The organism is Mycolicibacterium iranicum (assembly GCF_014190915.1).
In the GTDB taxonomy this organism is placed as follows: domain Bacteria; phylum Actinomycetota; class Actinomycetes; order Mycobacteriales; family Mycobacteriaceae; genus Mycobacterium; species Mycobacterium iranicum_B.
In genome coordinates, this window is the sequence record NZ_JACHVU010000002.1 from 452987 (window position 1) to 470884 (window position 17898).

A 17898-nucleotide genomic window follows, 5' to 3' on the forward strand; every position below is an offset into this window, starting at 1 on the left:
TGAGAGCGAAACCCGGGCCGGGTCGCCGGCGGGGTTAGAGTCATGACGTGGTGGCCGACGGGGTGATCGAGTGGCTGCTGGACAGTGATCCGGCATTGCGGTGGCAGGTCGAGCGTGAGCTCTGCGGGGCCCCGACCCAGGTCTGGGAGGCCACCCGGGCGCGCGTCGCGACGGAGGGGTTCGGCGCCCGGCTGCTCGCCCTGCAGGATCCCGACGGCCAGTGGGCCGGCGGCGCCTACTTCCCGGCGGGCTTCGACTTCGACACCGTCGAGTCCGAAGGGCAGCCGTGGACGGCAACGACGTGGAGCCTGAATGCATTGCGGGAGTGGGGCGTCGACGCCTCGGTCCTCCAGAAGCGCCGCACCGTCGAGTTGCTCACGACCAACAGCCGGTGGGAGTACGACGACCTGCCGTTCTGGGACGGGGAGGTGGACTGCTGCATCAACGCGTGGACGCTGGCCAACGGCATCTGGCTCGGCGCGGACGTGGCGGGGATCGCCGACTGGTTCGTCGAGCATCAGCTCGGCGACGGCGGGTGGAACTGCCTGTGGGTCGAGGGCGCCACCAGGTCGTCGTACCACTCGACGCTGAATGCGCTCAAAGGTCTGCTCGCCGTGGCTGACGCGGGTTTCGACACACCCGAGATCCGGTCCGCCCGCGCGGCGGGGGAGGAGTACCTCCTGCAGCGGGATCTGTTCCGGCGCTTGTCCACCGGCGAGCCGGTGGGCCCGTGGGTGGACAACTTCACCTACCCGTTCCGGTGGCGCTACAGCGTGCTCACCGCGCTCGACTACTTCGCTGCGACGCGGCGCCCGCCCGATCCGCGGATGGCGTCCGCGGTCGACATGGTTCGCGCTGCGCGCCGGCCCGACGGCACCTGGGCGCAGGGTCAGCCCGATCCGGGCAGGGTGTGGTTCGATGTCGACGTGGCCGCCGGTGCGCCCTCAAAATGGTTGACCCTCCACGCTTCTCGCGTGCTCACGTGGTGGGACGCGCACGCAGCGCGCTGAGGGCGGCGTCGACGTCGTCCTCGGTGGTGGCCCAGGACGTCACGAACCGCACGACCGGTACACCGTGGTCGGGCTGGTGCACCAGGTAGGACCTCGACAGGTGCCGGTGCACCTTGGTGTCGAGTGTCACGAACACCTCGTTGGACTCCGCGGGCGAGGCCAGCTGAAATCCCTGTGATTCCAGGCCTGCGGTCAGGCGACGGGCCATCGCATTGGCATGGCGGGCGTTCTGCAGCCACAGGTCCTCGTCGAACAGTGCGGTGAACTGGGCGGCGATGAAGCGGTGCTTGCTCGCAAGATGCCCGATCTGCTTCTGTATCCAGTGGATTCCGTCGAAGTGCTCCGGACGCCGGACGAGGATGGCGTCGCCGAACAGCAGCCCGTTCTTCGTGCCGCCGACGCTGACGATGTCCGCGTCCGCGATGGCCGCGGATGGTGAGACATCGAGCGCAGCAATGGCATTGGCGATCCGTGCGCCGTCGACGTGGACCAGGAGACCGAGCGAGTGCGCCCGGTCGACGAACTCGGCCAGCGCCTGTGCCGTCCACACCCGGCCGCTCTCAGTCGACTGGGTCACCGAGACGATGCGCGGCTGGGAATGGTGCACGGCGGACGAGCGCTCGCGCGAGGACCCGGTCCACAGGCGCCCCCGCACCCGGCGTTCCAGCTCATCCGGGTCGATCAGTCCGTCGACGCTGGGCGGGCGGGTGAGCTGGGCGCCCGACATCCGGACGGGTCCGCCGGCCTCGTCGACGAGGACGTGCGCCACGTCGCTGCAGTAGATCTCGTGCCACGGCCTGGCCGCCGCGGCCAGGGAGATCGTGTTGGCCGCGGTACCCGTGAACGCGAACAGCACCTCGGCCTCGGGGCTGTCGAACGCGGCACGCACCGCGTCGGCGGCCTGCGCGGTCACCGGGTCGTCGCCGTAGGACGCGGCGGGTCCGTCGTTGACGCGCAGTAGGGCTTCGAGGACCTTCGGGTGCGCGGGGGCGGCGTTGTCCGAGGCGAAGGCGGCGGAGGCGGGCACGCGCTCCATTCTGCCTGCGTCGCCGAGCCGGGCGTGAGGGTCGTCATCGACGCCCGGATCGCGACCGGGAATCTCAGTTCGGCGCGTGGGTGGCGAGCCAGGTGAAGAAGTCGTCGGCGCACAGCACCGGCTTGCCGTACTCCTGCGCCTTGCGGGCCTTGCCCGACTGCGTGCCCGCCTCGGCCGTCACCAGGACGTCGCAGCGCGTCTTGGTGACCGTCTTGACCGGGGCGAGGCCCGCGCCGAGGGCCAGGCGTTCCATCTCGTCGCGTTCGACGATGCGGCCCGTCGCGTCCTGCGCGGTGCCGGTGAAACAGACCCGCGCCCCGGGCGTGAGGATGTCGCCGATGTCGTGCTGCACGAGAAGCTCTGCACCCGAAAGTATTTCGACGCCGAGGAGGTCTTCGGCCGCGTGCAGCCGCTCGACCACCTCGTCGGTCAGCTGCACGCGCTGCGCCGCGGCCCGGAGTTGATCGGCGACGGACTGCCGCGCGCCCGCCTCCCACCCGGTCGCATCGTCGCGAGGTGGGGCCTGACCGCCCAGCAGCACGGTCCCGACGTCACGGCTGATGCGCAGCAATGCGGACAGGCCGGGCAGGTGCTCGGCCACCGGGGTCGGCACCGAAGAGTCCCGGCTGACGAGAAGACCTGACACCTCGACCGATTCGGGGTCGTCGAACGCCGACGAGCCCGCCTCGGCCTCCGAATCCCGGTGGCGGTCCATCGCCGACCGCGCCCGCTCCAGCGCTGTGCGCCCGGACACCCGCGTGCCGCGCAGTTCCACGCCGAGGGGCATCGCCGTGACATGGCCCAGCCGCTTGAGCTCGAAGTCGAGCAGTCCCAGCTGTTCGTCGACGCCGACACCCACCGGCGTGCACCCCGCGAGCATCGGCGCGATCACCGCCCAGGCCTCCCGCAGCGTCGGCGCCAGCAGCACATCGGAGACGGTGATGCCGAACGCCGTGCGCGCGTCGGCCAGATCCCGTTGCGGATTGACCAGCGTGGTCAGCGCGGTGCCGTCGTCGAACGCGACCGCCAGCTCGACCGGCCGGGGGCGCGACATGCGACCCTCGTCGCCGACCGTCAGCATCCCGATCGCGCAGTAGCGGCGCGCCCCGGTGTGTCCCGAGGAGGTGCGCAGATAGCGTGCGATGCGCCGGTCGGTCTTCAGATCCTTCGGCAGCACAGGACGTTTGAGTACCAGGCCGGCCAGCGACGTGCAGCGGCTCAGCGCCACGTACAGCTGCCCGGTGGAGAACATGCCGCCGGTCAGGTCGACGACGACGCGGTCGAGCGTCTGGCCCTGGCTCTTGTGAATCGTGATCGCCCACGCCAGCTTGAACGGCAGCTGCGTGTAGCTGCCCACGACCTCGCGGCTCAGCGACGACCCGGACATCACCGGCCGCGTGACCTCCCACGTGAACGGGGAGACCTCGGCGGTGGTGCCGTCCGGGAACTCGACCTCGACGACCGCTCCGTAGCGGTCGTACCCCACGCCGGCCACCCGCCCGACCGTGCCGTTGACCCAGCGTCCGCCCTGGTCGTTGTTGAGCATCATCACCTGCGCGCCGACCTTGAACCGCAGGGTCTCCTCTACGGGCGCCTCGAACATGGCCAGGTCGCCGGAGGCCTTCGCGTGACGGACCATCTCGTCGCCGGGCAACCGCTCGAGCTGCTGGCGGTTGCGTGCGGTGACCAACCGGTTCGTCGGCGCCAACGTCAGCCAGAACTCGTCGGCGGGCGGTACGAAGTCCTTGTCGGCGCGCGCGTTCAGTTGCTCCTGGGCGTGTCCGAGCAGCACGCCTTCGCGAATCTCGTTCAGAATGGCCGTCATCCGGTCGTCGCCGAGCTGACGGAACACCGTCGTCAGCGACACTGTCGGAAAGTCCTCGCGATGAAAGGAGCGCGCCGAGAAGAAGTACGGCGTCTCGTAGGTGGTGGAGAAGTACGCCGCCTCGTCCTCCCGGACCACGGGCGGCAGCTGGTACAGGTCGCCGACGAGCACGATCTGCACGCCGCCGAACGGCGTGTCCGGGGCCGGGCCGAACCGCTCGAGGGCGGCGCACACCATGTCGAACACGTCGGCGCGCACCATCGACGCCTCGTCGATGATCAGCGTCTCCAGCGACCCCAGCGTCTTGGTGAACCGGCCCGGACGGTAGTCGCCGGCGCGGATGTCCTCCAGCGTCGTCGTCGACCGGAACCCGAACATCCGGTGGATCGTGTAGCCGTCGACGTTGAGCGCCGCGATGCCGGTCGGCGCCACCACGACGACGTTGCGGTCGGTCTCGGCCATGAACCGCCGGACCAACGTCGACTTGCCGGTGCCGGCCTTGCCGGTGAGGAACACGTGCCTGCCGCCGGCCAGCAACGCCATCGCCTCCCGGAACTCCTCGGTGAGGACGACGGCGGCCATGGTTGCCCAGGCTAGCGCCGCACCGGTGGGGCAGGATGGCTGCTGTGACGTCGCTGAAGATCCGCCTCGCCGGCATGACGGCCGTCCTGGGCGCCGCCGCGCTGATGACCGCCGCGCCCGCCGCCGCGGACGACCAGATGTTCCTCGACGTGCTCGACATGATGGGTGTGCCGGCCGCCGACCCGGCCGCCGCGGTGGAGATGGGCCACGCCGTGTGCGCCGGACTCGACCAGGGACAGTCGCTGCATGTCGTGGCCGACAGCATCGCCGCGGCCAACGGTCTGACCCCCGAACAGTCCGGCATGGTCGTCGGGGCGTCCGTGGCGGCCTACTGCGACCAGCACCGCGCGCTCGTCGGCGGCTGAGCCCGCCGCGACGTCAGTCGGCGTCCGACGGGCCGTCGGTGCGGCTCGCACGCCAGGACCGCAGGCCCCGGTGCACGGCGAAGGCGCCGATCACCGCGGTCACACACCAGACGGCGATCGCGGCGGCGGCCAGCGGCGCCGAGAACTCACCGATCGACGACCCGAGCGCGGTGTAGACGAACGCGCGGGGCATCGACCCGATGAAGGCGCCGGCGGCCATCTGCCACAGCGGAACGCCGAACGCGCCGAACGCGTAGGAAGCCAGCGCGTCCGAGATGCCCGGGACGAATCGCTGACCCACCACCGCCCAGAGCCCGCCGCGCACGATCATCCGGTCCACCCGCTCCGCGCGCTCCTGCCCCAGCAGCGTCCGCGCGCTCTGCCGGCCGGCCCGGCGGCCCGCATACCCGGAGATCATCGCGTTGCCGACGGTGGCGCCCAGCGTGACGACCGTCCCCAGCGCCGGACCGAACAGATAGCCGCTGCCCGCGGCCAGCAGCGGACCCGGCACCAGCAGGGCGCCCAGGACCGCCGAAACGACCACGTAGGTCAGCGGCGCCAGCGGACCCGTCGACGCGACCAGGGCTCGGACCGCCTCCACGTCGATGACACGCGCGACGGCCGTGAGGTAGAACAGCAGCGCCAAAAACGCGACGACCAGCACCAGCCGAACGAGTGCACGCCGTTTCGACGTTTCGGGAACACCGATGGGCTCAACCATGTCGAACGCAATCCTGCCGCACCCCGTTAAGTTGGCAGACGTGAGTGTGACCGCGGGGGAGCTGACGGGGACCGAACGGGCGGTGCTGCTGGTGCTGATGGCCGCGGCACGACCGGTGCCCAATTCCGAGCTGGCGGTCCTGGGTCCAGCGCTGGACAAACGCGGCCGCGACACCCTCAACCGCCTGGGCCTGATCGAATCCGAACGTGTCGGAAACAGATTCGTCCACGAACTCACCGACCGGGGCTGGCGACTGTGCCGCGAACTCATCGACGCCGGCCCGCCACCGCGCTCGACCGGCCCGGCAAAGACCCTGTACACGGTGCTCGGCGCGCTGGGACGCCATCTGGACCGCTCGGACCTGAGTCTGGCCGACGTCTTCGGCGCCGTGGCCCCCGCACCGGCGCCGGCCCCGTCCGGCATCGAGGAGCGCGTCCGCGCCGTCTACCGGGATCTCGCCGAGCGCCCCGGCGGCTGGGTGCCGTTGACGAAGCTGCGCGCCGAACTGGACGTGCCGCGCGCCGATCTCGACGCCGCACTGCGCACGCTGCACCGCACTCCCGGTGTCTCCGTCATCCCGCAGGAGGACCAGAAGGTGCTGACCGCCGAGGACCGGGCCGCGGCCGTCGTCATCGGCGACCGCCCCAAGCACCTGATCGCCATCGAGGCGTGATGGACACCCTGCAGCGCGACGCGCTGGCCTCGCTGCGGCTGACCTGGGCGCCGACTTCCGACGACCTGTGGCGTCCCCAGGCCGCCACCCATGTGAAGGGGCTCAACGAGCACGCCGTCGACGAGGTGATGGGCGCGTTCGGCGACGCCCTGCGCGACGAGGCGTCCGCGCCGCTGGGTGTCGTCATCCGCGGCCCCGCCGGGTCGGGAAAGACGCACCTGCTGGGCCAGATCCGCGAACGCGCCCAGGCCGACGGTGGCTACTTCTTCGTGGTCGAGTTGCTCGACGCGGCCAGCTTTTGGCAGTCGGTGCGCAGTGGCGTGCTGGAGAGTCTCGGCCGGCCGGGAACACAGCGGGAGACCCAACTCAAGGACCTGCTGTGGGAGCTGTCGTCGTTGGCGCACGTGTCGCGCGCCGACCGCCGCGCGATCATCGGCGATGACGACCTCGACGCCGAGACGCTGTACCGCTTCATCAAAGCGCTCTCGCTGGTGGCCAAAGAGACTGTCCGGCAATGCCATCAGGTGCTGCGCGCGCTGGTGCTGCTGGCGTCCAACGACTTCATCGCCCACGACATCGGCGAAGGCTTCCTGCAGGGCAGCGAGGAATTCAGCGTCGAGGAGCGCGGGCCGTGGGGGCTGCGGTCGGCGCCGACGTCGGCGCAGGAGTGCGTCCGCGACGTCTCCCGGCTGGTCGCTCTGGCCGGGCCGTCGGTGCTCGCCGTGGACCAGATCGACACCCTGCTGGCGCAGTCGCTGGCGGGCGACACCGGTGACGGTGTGCTCGAGCAGGTCGCCCACGGCCTGATGTCCCTGCGGCAGACCATGCGGCGCACCGTTCCGGTGGTGGCGTGCCTTCCCGCGGTGTGGGAGCACATCCAGCAGCGTGCGGCCGCGAGCGTCGCCGACAGGTTCCGGATGACGGGCGTGCTGTCGCCGCTGCCCAGCGCCGACGTCGGACGGGCGATCCTGGAGCGCCGGTTCGCGGCCAGCTACGCCGGGGCCGGGTTCGCGCCGCCGTACGCCAGCTGGCCGATCGCCCCGGTCGCGTTCGACGAGGCCCCGTCCTACACGCCGCGGCAGTTGCTGATCCGCGCCGACACCCACGTGCGCGAATGCCTCAAACACGGCGAGGTCGTCGAGCTGGAACATCTCGGTGCGGAAGCGCAGCCCACGTGGGAACCGCAGCGCGACAACGACAGTGGCTCGGTGTCCGCGGTGCTGGATCGCCGCTTCGCCGAGTATCGGCGGCGTGCAGTGCCCGAAGCGGCCCTCGCCCACGACGGCGAGGACATCACGATGCCCGAGCTGCTGTCGGCCGCGCTGACGGCGTGGATCGCCGAGCGCGACGGAGAGCGCACGTTCGTGTGCGATCCGCCGCCCGGCACGCACGTGACCCTGCACGCGCGCCTGCGCGAGAGCCTCGACGACACCACCGAGGACGAGCGGCACTGGGCGTTTCGCGCCATCTCGGCGACCAATGCCAGCGCGGCTCTGAGCCGGGTGCGCAAAGCGGTGGACGCCAGCGGTTTCAGCGCGGAGTCCGACCGGCGGCAGCTGTTCCTGTTGCGCAACGCCCCGTGGCCGAGCGGGAAGAAGACCGCCGAGGAGATCGAACAGTTCCACGCCGCAGGCGGGCGTACCGTCCCGCTGTCGGTCGAGGACATCCGGACCATGACCGCGCTGCGGGATCTGTTCGCCGACGACGACCACGAGCTCCCGGGGTGGCTGCGAGCGCGCCGTCCCGCGCACGGCCTTTCGCTGTTCGCCGAGGCGCTCGGGGACGGCCGGGAAGCCGCCGTGGACCTCCCGACCGCGGAGCCGGCCGACTCGCCGGAGCCCGCGGCAGAGCCCGAACCCGAACCCGTCGCCGAGTACGACGTGCCCGACGGTGCCATGCCGCTCGGTCTCGATCTGCGCACCGAAGCGCCTGTGACCGTTGATCTCTCGGCGCTGCGCAAGCACGTCGCGATCTTCGCCGGCTCCGGGTCGGGCAAGACGGTGCTGATCCGGCGCCTCGTCGAAGAGTGCGCGCTGCGCGGTGTGTCCTCGATCGTGCTCGACCCGAACAACGACCTGTCGCGGCTGGGCACCGCCTGGCCGCAGCTGCCGCCGGGCTGGCGTCCCTCCGACAGCGAGCGCGCCGACGACTACCTGCGCCACACCGAGGTGACGGTCTGGACGCCTCGGCGCACCAACGGCCGGCCGCTGGCGTTCCAGCCGCTGCCCGACTTCGCCAGTGTCCTCGACGACCACGACGAGTTCACCGAGGCGGTCGAGTCGGCGTGCTCGGCGCTGGAACCCCGCGCGCTGATCACCGGCAGGACCCAGAAGGCCACCCGAGCTCGGGCAGTGCTGCGAGAAGCGTTGCAGCACTATGGGAGAACGCCGTCACCGACACTGGAGGGTTTCATCCGGCTGCTGGCCGACCTCCCCGAGGACGCCAGCGACATGGCCGACGCGCACGGCATCGCCGGCGATCTCTCGCAGAACCTGCGGGCCGCGATGGTCAACGATCCGCTGTTCGGCGGCGCCGGAACACCCGTCGACCCCGGTGTGCTGCTGACGCCGTCCGACGGCTACCGCGCCAGGGTCTCGGTGATCAGCATGATCGGGCTGCCCTCCGACGAGCAGCGACAGAGCTTCGTCAACCAACTGCAGATGGCTTTGTTCGCGTGGATCAAGCGCAACCCCGCCGGTGAGCGGCCGCTCGGTGGACTGCTCGTCATGGACGAGGCCCAGAACTTCGCACCCGCACGGGGTTTCACCCCCTGCACGCGCAGCACCCTGGCGCTGTCGTCGCAGGCTCGCAAGTACGGGCTCGGCCTGGTGTTCGCCACCCAAGCGCCCAAGGGCATCAACCTGAACATCCCGGGCAACGCGGCCACCCAGTTCTACGGCCTGCTCAACGCACCGGCGCAGATCGAGGCCGCCCGTGAGATGGCCCGGGCGAAAGGCGGTCTGGTCGACGACATCAGCCGGCTGCGTGCAGGCAACTTCTACGTCGCCACCGAGGGGGAGTCCTTCCACCGCATCGTCGCGCCGTGGTGCCTGTCGTATCACCCGCCGAGCCCGCCGTCGGCGGAGGACGTGCTGCGGCTGGCCCAGGCTCGGCCACTGTGACCGCCCGGAGTCCGGGGTCGGGTTCCCGCCGCTACGTCGTGATCGGCGCCGGCGCCGTCGGCGGCACGGTCGGGGGCGCTCTCGCGAGGGCGGGAGCCGACGTGCTGCTGGTCGCGCGCGGCGAGCACGCGCAGGTGCTGGCGGCGAACGGATTGATTCTGCGCACCCCCGACGGCGCGTTCGAGATCGACGTGGCGGTCGCGTCCTCGCCCGAGGACGTGCGACTCACCGACGACGACGTGCTGGTGTTCGCCACCAAGACCCACCAACTCGATGCGGCCCTGCAGGACTGGGCGGATCAGCCGGTCCACGGCGGGGCCGGTGTGATCGGCACGGCGGGCGAGCGGCTGCCGGTGCTGACCGCCCTCAACGGTGTGGTGGCCGAGGAGAGGGCGCTGCGCCTGTTCGCCCGCGTGTTCGGGATCTGCGTGTGGATGCCGGCCGCGCACGTCACCCCGGGTGAGGTCATCGCGAAATCCTGGCCCGTCGCCGGGCAGTTCCACATCGCGCGGTGGCCCGCCGAGCTGGCGTCGGCCGAGGACGCCGACCTGCTCGACGAAGTCGCGCGCACCTGGACGGCCGCCGGCATCGTCGTGAAGCTGCCGGCCGACGTCGCGCCGTGGAAATACAACAAGCTGTTGAGCAACCTCAGCAATGCCGTCGTGGCGCTGACCGGATCGGCCCGCGAGGGCTTTGTCGAGACCGCTGTCGTCGACGAGGGGAAAGCTGTTCTCGCACAGGCGGGTATCGACTACATATCGTTCGACGTGTCCACGGCCGCGCGTGCCGACGGGCCGACGCTGCGTCCGGTCCCCGGGACCGACGAGGTCATCCCGAATTCGACGTGGCAGTCGCTGGCCCGCAGCACGGGCAGCGTCGAGACGGACTTCCTCAACGGCGAGATCGTCCTGATCGCCCACCGGTGCGGCGCCGCCGCCCCGCTGAACACCGCGCTGGCACGTCTGGCCCGCGAGGCCGCGAAGAACGGGCGCGGCCCCGGAGAGTTCACCGAAACCGAACTGGCGCAACGTCTCGGGATCGCCGCCTCGCCGGAGGAATCATGAGCGATGTGTTCATCACCGCCGACGAGTTGGCGCGGCGGCTCGACGCCGAGGAGCCCGTCACGCTGCTCGACGTCCGCTGGTCGCTGCCCGAACCCGACGGCACCGCAGCCTACGAGGCGGGGCATCTCCCCGGCGCGGTGTACGTCTCGCTCGACGACGACCTCTCCGACCACACCGTCACCGGCCGCGGGCGTCACCCGCTGCCGTCCGGTGCGGCGGTGCAGGCGGCCGCGCGACGCTGGGGCGTGCGCGACGGGGTGCCCGTCGTCGTCTACGACGACTGGAATCGCGCCGGCTCGGCGCGTGCGTGGTGGGTGCTGACCGCCGCCGGCATCGCCGACGTGCGGATACTCGACGGCGGGTTGGCCGCCTGGCCCGGCGAACTGCACACGGGCGCAGTGACTCCGGAGCCCGGAGACGTCACCGTGGCTCATGACGACCTCTACGCCGGCGCCCTGCCGACCATCGCCGCCGACGACGCACTCGACACCCCGACGCTTCTCGACGCCCGCGCCCCGGAGCGCTACCGGGGCGAGCACGAACCCGTCGACCCGGTAGCGGGCCACATCCCCGGGGCCGTCAACGTGCCGAGCACCAGCCTGCTTTCAGAGGACGGCACCCTGCGCGCGGACCTCACCGAGATGTTCGGCGCGCGCGGCGTCGGCCCCGGGACGGATGTCGCGGTGTACTGCGGGTCGGGCGTGACCGCCTCGGTGGTCGTCGCGGCGCTCGCGCACTCCGGCGTCGACGCCGCCCTGTTCCCCGGGTCGTGGTCGCAGTGGAGCGCCGAGCCCTCGCGCCCGGTGGCCGTGGGGCCGTCTGCCCCGGAATAGCATTCCCGGTCGCAGAACCCGGCCCGACGACAGCCGGGAATGCTATTCCGCGAAGAAAGAATCGTCGCGATCGCATCGGTGGCGTGGGGCGGACCCTTCGGGCAGGCTCGCTCGGTGCGTAGCGAACGACCGCAGCGGAAATCGGGAAGGCGGCTCGTCTGAACGCGCCGCCAGAAGCCGAGGCCCTCAATGCCGACGTTCTCGTCCTCGGTGGTGGGCCTGCGGGAACGTGGGCGGCGATCAAGGCGGCCGAAGCGGGGGCTGCTGTCGTCTTGGCCGACAAAGGCTTCACCGGCGCGAGCGGCGCGACTGCGTCGGCCGGCACCGGGGTCTGGTACGTCCAGGACGATCCGGAGCTCCGCGAGGCTGCAATGGCCAGGCGCGAGAAGGTCGGCGCGGGCCTGACCGACCGGGCGTGGATGTCGCGGGTACTCGACGACACGATTGTCCGGATGGACGAGCTCGCCCGCATCCAGCGCTATCCGTTCCCCGTCGACGGCCGTGGCCGTCAGATCCGCGAGGACCTGCAGGGCCCCGAGTACATGCGTCGTCAGCGTATCCGCCTGCAGCGCCTCGGGGTTCGCATTCTCGACCACACCCCGGCACTGGGTCTGCTCACCGACGGCGACGGAGTGGTGTCCGGGGCCACCGCGGTGCGCCGCGCCGACGGCCTGCCGCTGCGGATCACCGCAGGTGCTGTCGTGCTCGCGACGGGTGGTTGTGCGTTCCAGTCCAAGACCATGGGCTGCGACACGAACACCGGAGACGGCGCGCTGATGGCCGCAGAAGCCGGGGCGGCGCTCTCGGGCATGGAATTCTCCTGCGCGTATGCGCTCGCGCCGAAGAACACGTCGATGACCAAGAACGCGTACTACGCATGGGCGACGTTCTACAGAAGCGAAGGAACGTTTCTCGAGGCGCCGGGTGCGACGAAGGACCGCACGCTGATCGCAGAGACACTGTTGAACGAGCCGGTGTACGCGCGGCTCGACCTTGCGCCCGAGTCCGACCGGGCCACGATGCGCACCGGCCAACCCAACTTCTTCCTGACGTTCGACCGTCTCGGGATCGATCCGTTCACCGAGATGTTCGAGATCACGCTGTTGTGCGAAGGCACGGTGCGCGGCACCGGTGGTGTGCGTATCGCCGAAATCGACTGCGCCACAGATGTTCCCGGGCTGTATGCGGCCGGTGACGCCGCGACGAGGCAACTCATCGCCGGTGCTTACACCGGGGGTGGCGCGCACAACGCGTCGTGGGCGGCATGCTCAGGTGCCTGGGCGGGTCGCGGTGCTGCACAGTTCGCCCGCGCGCGAGGCGGGCCGCCGACGCACACGTCCGACGCCGGTGGGGCCGGAGCGGTATCCGTGGAGGCGCTGCCGGAGATCCAGCGGCTGTGCACGGCCTACGACATCAACTACCTCCGCCACGCCGAACGGCTGAAGCCGGCTCTGGCCGAACTCGACGCGCTGTGGGGTGCGGCCCGTGGCGGGAGCGGACTGCGCGCCCGCGAGGCCACCGCCATGCTTGCGCACGGCCGCTGGATGTACCACGCGGCGTTGCATCGCCAGGAATCTCGGGGTATGCACCAGCGGGCCGACTTTCCCGCAGGGGACTCGGCGCAGCAGCACCGCCTGGTGACCGGCGGCCTCGATGAGCTGTGGACGGTCCCCGAACCGCAGTGGCTGGCCGACGGGAAGCGTGCCGCGTGATCGAGATCGTCGACAGGCAACGGTGCATCACCTGCGACAAGTGCATCGAGGTTTGCCCCACAAGGGTTTTCGACCGCGGTGCCGACGGCGTGCCGGTGATCGCCCGGCACGACAGCTGCCAGACGTGTTTCCAGTGCGAGGCCTACTGCCCGGTCGATGCGCTCTTCGTTGCGCCGCTGGTGCATCCCGCACCCGCGGACTCCCGGTTCCGCGATGTGGATGCGCTGCGGGAGGCGGGCCTGATCGGGGGCTACCGCGCCGCTCTCGGGTGGGGCCGCGGGCGATCCCCCGGAGCCCGTGACGCGGTGCAACCGCAGGCGCCGCAGTAATTCACGGCTGCGGGTTCTCGGCGTCGTAGTCCTTGAACGCTGGTGTCCGGCGGGTCAGCACCCACGTCAGCAGGATCATCACGAGGCCGCCGGCCAGCAGCGGGCTCCAGAGGAACAGAGCGCTCGCCACCACACCGCTGACCACGTCACCGATTCGCGGGCCGCCGGTGACCACCAACGTGTACAGACTCTGCACCCGCCCGCGGATATTGTCCGGGACCGCAGCCTGCAGCATGGCCATCCGGTAGATCGCGCCGATGTTGTCCACGGCGCCGCCGACGGCCAGCACCACAGCGAGCGCGGCGATCGCCGCGACGTTCGTGCCCCCGGGATGTGGGCGCAGGGCAGCCACCAGCACAACGGCACCGGCGGCGACGACAGTGACGCCGTAGACATAGGTGACCACCAGGATGGCTTGGCCCTGCCGGCGAATCGAGCCCGTCCACCCGGAGAAGAATCCCATCAGCATCGTTCCCGCTGCCGCAGCTGCCGCCAGCACGCCCACCGTCGTGACCCCGCCACCCATCGTCACGGCGCCGAGCGCGGGGAACAGCACGCGTGGCTGGGCCAGGCCCATCGCGATCGCATCGAGTGTGAGGCTGAACCTGACGTTGCTCGCCCGGCGCAGAAACGACAACCCGTCGGCGACCGCGCGCAGCGGACTCGACGGCGCCGCATCGACCGGACGCAGCGCCGGCAGCGTGAACACTCCGAGGAACGCCGCACAGTGCAATGCGACGTCGATCAGGTAGGCGGTGTGGAACCCGCCGGCGTTGACCGCAGTCGCGCCCAGCAGGGGGCCCAGCGTCGCCATCAGGCCCAGGTTGATGCCGTTGAGGGCGCCCGCGGCGGGCAGCAGCTGCTGCGGGAGAAGCCGCGGGATGATCGCGCGCCGGGTGATGCCACCGACCGTGCCCGCGGCCGCGTTGACGGTGGCGGCGGTGTACAGCAGCCACAGCGACGTGCCGCCGAGCACCGCGTGCACCGCGAGCACGACGATCGCGACCCACGAGATCACCGACGCCACCCACGCCACCCGGCGCCGGTCGAATCGGTCGGCCAGCGTGCCGCCGTACAGACCGCCGATGATGATCGGCCCCAACGCGATACCTGCGATCAGCGACACCGCGAACGTCGACGAGGTGATCGCATAGACCTGCAACGCGACGGTGACGACGGTCATCTCCTGGCCGATGCTGCCCAGCGCCGTACCGACCCACAGCCGCGTGAACGCGCGACTGCTCCGGAACGGCGTGACGTCGAGGAGAAGTCGGCGTTTCCGCTCGGTGGGCGGCGTCACCGCACGAGCACGCGGGACGGATCGGCGACCCACTCGGAGGCGGAGCCGACGTAGAGCCGTGCCCGCACCCCGAGCACGGACAGAACGAACACCTCGAGGGCCGCGGCCACACCGGTGCCGCAGTAGGACGCCGGTTCGTCGCCCGCGGCGATCCCGAGCGCGGTGACACGCTCGCGGAGCTGATCGTCGGGCAGCAGAAAGCCTGCGGTGTCGAAGAACTCGGCCACCGGGACGCTACGGGCGCCAGGGACGTGTCCGGCCTCCGCGTCGCTGGGGTGGGAGAACTTCGCGGCGGGGCGGGCGTCAAGGAGCAGCCCACGGTCGGCGAACGACGGGACGTCGGCTGCCTCGACCACCGGCAGGCCGCCGGGGCGGATGACGAACTTGCTCTCACGGGGTTCGTCGGCCGCGCCGGAAGCGAGATCGCCGTGCCATCCGTCCCACCCGCCGTCGAGGAGACGCACCGACTCGACACCGGCCCACTTCAGCAGCCACCAGGCCCGGGCCGGGGCGGGGGAGCGCGAAGCGCCGTAGACGACGACGGGTGTGACGGAGTCGATGCCCCAGCGTCGTACCGTCTTCTCGAACTCGGCGGGGCCGGGGAGCGGACGCTGACCGTTGCGTCCGGTACCCGCGCCGGCCAGGTCGGCGTCGATGTCGACGAACAATGCCCCCGGCACATGTGCCGCCTCGTACGCGTTCGGATCCGCGCGGTCGGTCGGCATGCTGTGGCGGACGTCGAGCACCACCGTCTCGTCACCCCCCGCGAGCCGCGACTGCAGCTCGGTCGGTCCGATCAGATGGGTGGACCTACCCGCCTCACTCATCCTGTGCTCCCTGTGTGTTTGTGCCACGAGTTATGTTTCATAACACAGCGATCGGGCCGCTCCGCGATAAAAGCTACGCCTGACTCAAACTGTTCCTCCTACCGCGCCGGTAATTATTCTCGCGGCAAGGGAAATTATGGACGCCCCTGCGAGCCGGGTCTTTAATGTGCTTGCACAGCAACAGTTTTTGTATCAATCGCATTTGTCACAAAGGGACAGCCCATGAGCCTGATCACGCGGAGTGTCGTCTCCGTCGACGACCTCGACGCGAGCCTCGACGATCCGAACCTCGCGGTGATCGAGGTGTACGCCGCCCCTCCGGGCGAAGCCGTGATCCCCGGTGCGCGGACCGCCTTCTGGAAAGACCTCGCGTGGCATCCACTCGAACGGGAACTCGCCAGTGGAGAGGAACTGTCGGAGCGCCTCTTTCGACTGGGCGCCGGAGAGGGCTCGCGGATCGTGCTCGCCGGGGAACCCACCCAGTTCGCCGCCTACGTGCTGTGGACGCTTCGGGTGCGCGGATACACCGACATCGCCTATCTGGACGGCGGACTCGAGGCGTGGAAGGCAGCCGGCCTACCCACCGGCGGATCGGTCCGGCGGGCTGCACCTGCCGCGCCCCTGACGGTGCCGGAGCCGACCGCCGAGCAGGAGCGGTTGCGCATCGGTCGCGACGAGGTCCGTGCCCTGCTCGGCCGCGACGACGTCGTCCTGCTCGACTACCGGACCCCGCAGGAGTACAGCGGTGCCCGTGTCAGCGGCCCCAGCGCCCCGATCGACCACGGCGCCGAGCGGCACGGCCGTATTCCCGGGGCCAAACACCTGTTCTTCCGTGACCTGCTCGACGAGCACGGCCGACTGCGCGACCGTGGCGAGCTGCAGCGCATCGTCGACGAGAAGGTCAGCGACTCAGCCTCTCTGATCGTCAACTATTGCCGGCTGTCGCACCGCTCCACGCTGGGCTGGATCGCCCTGTCGGAGGTGCTGGGCTTCGACAACGTCCGGGTGTACGACGGCTCCTGGACCGAATGGGGAAGCATCGTCGGCTTCCCGGTAGAGCGATGAGGAAAGCGACCATGACGTTCCCCCACAATTCGATCACCCTGAACCTCAACCTGATTCCGGGCGGAGTGTTCCCGGGCGCGTGGCGTGCCGGCGACGGCGACACCCGGCAGTACAGCAGCCTCGAGCACTACATCGAGGTCGCCAAGATCGCCGAGAGAGGCCTCTTCGACGCGGTCTTCCTCGCCGATACCCCGGTGTGGCGCTACCGTGGCGAGTACCGGCCGTTCCGCGGGCTCGACCCGACCTTGGCCTTCGCCGCCGTTGCGCAGCACACCAGCCACATCGGACTTGTCGCAACGGCTTCCAGTTCGTACAACTCGGCCTACAACCTGGCGCGGCGGATCTCGACGCTCGACCACATCAGCAACGGCCGCGCCGCATGGAACATCGTCGCGACCAACGGAGACGACGTCGCGCGCAACTTCGGCCACGAGCACGGGCTCGACCACGACGCGCGCTACCGACGCGCGCACGAGTTCGTCGAAGCCGTCCTCGCGCTGTGGGACGGCTGGGCCGACTGCGCGTGGGTCGCCGACCGCGACACCGGAACCTACGTCGACGAGGCGCGCATCCGGGCCGTCGACTACACCGGTGAGTACGTGAACACCGCAGGGCCCCTGCCGCTGCCACGTTCCCCGCAGGGACACCCCGTGCTCGTGCAGGCCGGCTCCTCCCCGGACGGGATCGGCCTGGCTTCGCGGTTCGCCGACGCCGTCTACACGGTGCAGCCCACGATCGAATCGGCGATCGCGTTCCGCAACACCGTCCGCAAGCGCGCCGCGGATTGGGGCCGTGACCCTGACACCGTCCGTGTGTTGCCCGGCCTCATCACCCTCGTCGCTCCCACCGAAGCCGAGGCCCGCACGCGCGAGATCGAGCTGCGCGAACTGCACACCGAGCGGTTCGCGATCAACGCATTGGCGCTGCAGATCGGCGTACCCGTCGAGGCGTTGGAGCTCGACAAGGAGCTGCCGTGGAATCTCGTGCCCGCCGACGGCGAACTCGGCGCGTCCGGTGGCCATTTCGCGGCGCTGATCGGCACCGCACGCCGCGAGAAGTACACGGTGCGCCAGATCCTGGCCCGTCAGGGCGGTGGCCTGACCCACGTCACCGCGATCGGCGCGCCCGAGCAGGTCGCCGACCAGATCGAGACCTGGGTGCAGGCGGGCGCCTCCGACGGTTTCAACATCATGGCGGCGCAGCTGCCCGACGTCGCCACCGAGTTTGTCGACCACGTCGTACCGCTGCTGCAGCGCAAGGGGATCTTCCGTACGGAGTACCCGGGGTCGACGCTGCGCGACACGCTGGGGCTGCAACGTCCCGGCGACGGCTTCGAGAACTCTGTGTCGAACGGTGGGGGCTTTCACACCGCAGGTACGGACGGGGTGGAAAAGATCCGGCAGGAGGCAGCGTTCGGCTGACGCCGTCGCGAAT

15 protein-coding genes are annotated in these 17898 nt (G+C 70.4%); 10 read left to right on the plus strand and 5 right to left on the minus strand.

Translation table 11 applies throughout. The annotated features are described in order from the left end of the window. Positions 1 to 47 precede the first annotated feature (47 nt). Positions 48 to 1010, plus strand: coding sequence for a prenyltransferase/squalene oxidase repeat-containing protein (locus FHR72_RS05905; RefSeq protein WP_183466996.1), 963 nt, complete (start codon positions 48 to 50; stop codon positions 1008 to 1010). Here FHR72_RS05905 and FHR72_RS05910 read toward each other — a convergent pair. Next, a complete protein-coding gene (locus FHR72_RS05910; protein WP_183466997.1) occupies positions 979 to 2046 on the minus strand; it encodes a threonine aldolase family protein in 1068 nt (355 codons plus the stop codon). The two genes, FHR72_RS05905 and FHR72_RS05910, sit on opposite strands and share 32 nt — an antisense overlap. 64 nt (positions 2047 to 2110) lie before the next feature. Further along, the gene (locus FHR72_RS05915; protein ID WP_183466998.1) at positions 2111 to 4453 is read right to left on the minus strand and encodes an AAA family ATPase; all 2343 of its coding nucleotides are present in this window, start codon (positions 4451 to 4453) and stop codon (positions 2111 to 2113) included. 44 nt (positions 4454 to 4497) lie between these two features. Between FHR72_RS05915 and FHR72_RS05920 the strand changes: the two genes are divergently transcribed. Beyond that, positions 4498 to 4818: a DUF732 domain-containing protein gene (locus FHR72_RS05920; RefSeq protein ID WP_183466999.1), complete on the plus strand. Its 321-nt coding sequence runs from the start codon at positions 4498 to 4500 to the stop codon at positions 4816 to 4818. 13 nt (positions 4819 to 4831) lie between these two features. On the opposite strand, the gene FHR72_RS05925 is transcribed toward FHR72_RS05920, so the two are convergent. After that, positions 4832 to 5539, minus strand: coding sequence for a TVP38/TMEM64 family protein (locus FHR72_RS05925; RefSeq protein WP_183467000.1), 708 nt, complete (start codon positions 5537 to 5539; stop codon positions 4832 to 4834). A 40-nt stretch (positions 5540 to 5579) separates the two neighbouring features. On the opposite strand from FHR72_RS05925, the gene FHR72_RS05930 reads away from it, so the two are divergent. The 6 genes from FHR72_RS05930 (at position 5580) to FHR72_RS05955 (ending at position 13272) form a co-directional block, all read left to right on the plus strand. Next, the gene (locus FHR72_RS05930) at positions 5580 to 6212 is read left to right on the plus strand and encodes a hypothetical protein (RefSeq protein WP_183467001.1); all 633 of its coding nucleotides are present in this window, start codon (positions 5580 to 5582) and stop codon (positions 6210 to 6212) included. Continuing rightward, on the plus strand, positions 6212 to 9334 hold the full coding sequence (locus tag FHR72_RS05935) for a helicase HerA domain-containing protein (protein ID WP_183467002.1): 3123 nt from the start codon (positions 6212 to 6214) through the stop codon (positions 9332 to 9334). Before FHR72_RS05930 ends, FHR72_RS05935 begins: the two co-directional genes overlap by 1 nt. Beyond that, entirely contained in the window at positions 9331 to 10398 is a 1068-nt protein-coding gene (locus FHR72_RS26720) for a ketopantoate reductase family protein (protein ID WP_183467003.1), read from the plus strand. The genes FHR72_RS05935 and FHR72_RS26720 overlap by 4 nt, the downstream gene beginning before the upstream one ends. Continuing rightward, complete coding sequence (locus FHR72_RS05945; RefSeq protein ID WP_183467004.1) at positions 10395 to 11231, plus strand: sulfurtransferase; 837 nt, start codon at positions 10395 to 10397, stop codon at positions 11229 to 11231. The genes FHR72_RS26720 and FHR72_RS05945 overlap by 4 nt, the downstream gene beginning before the upstream one ends. A 158-nt stretch (positions 11232 to 11389) precedes the next feature. Continuing rightward, positions 11390 to 12943, plus strand: a complete 1554-nt coding sequence (locus tag FHR72_RS05950) for an FAD-dependent oxidoreductase (RefSeq protein ID WP_183467248.1) — start codon at positions 11390 to 11392, stop codon at positions 12941 to 12943. Beyond that, positions 12940 to 13272 (plus strand): 4Fe-4S dicluster domain-containing protein, encoded by a 333-nt coding sequence (locus tag FHR72_RS05955; RefSeq protein WP_183467005.1) that lies wholly within the window; start codon positions 12940 to 12942, stop codon positions 13270 to 13272. Before FHR72_RS05950 ends, FHR72_RS05955 begins: the two co-directional genes overlap by 4 nt. A gap of 1 nt (position 13273) precedes the next feature. Here the strand turns inward: FHR72_RS05955 and FHR72_RS05960 are convergent, their stop codons facing one another. Together FHR72_RS05960 and FHR72_RS05965 are read right to left on the minus strand one after the other, a co-directional pair. Next, positions 13274 to 14572, minus strand: coding sequence for an MFS transporter (locus FHR72_RS05960; RefSeq protein ID WP_183467006.1), 1299 nt, complete (start codon positions 14570 to 14572; stop codon positions 13274 to 13276). Beyond that, entirely contained in the window at positions 14569 to 15399 is an 831-nt protein-coding gene (locus FHR72_RS05965) for a sulfurtransferase (RefSeq protein WP_183467007.1), read from the minus strand. Before FHR72_RS05965 ends, FHR72_RS05960 begins: the two co-directional genes overlap by 4 nt. 222 nt (positions 15400 to 15621) lie before the next feature. Between FHR72_RS05965 and FHR72_RS05970 the strand changes: the two genes are divergently transcribed. Together FHR72_RS05970 and FHR72_RS05975 are read left to right on the plus strand one after the other, a co-directional pair. Further along, on the plus strand, positions 15622 to 16464 hold the full coding sequence (locus tag FHR72_RS05970; RefSeq protein WP_183467008.1) for a sulfurtransferase: 843 nt from the start codon (positions 15622 to 15624) through the stop codon (positions 16462 to 16464). 11 nt (positions 16465 to 16475) lie between these two features. Then, complete coding sequence (locus FHR72_RS05975) at positions 16476 to 17885, plus strand: NtaA/DmoA family FMN-dependent monooxygenase (RefSeq protein ID WP_183467009.1); 1410 nt, start codon at positions 16476 to 16478, stop codon at positions 17883 to 17885. The last annotated feature ends 13 nt before the right edge of the window (positions 17886 to 17898 follow it).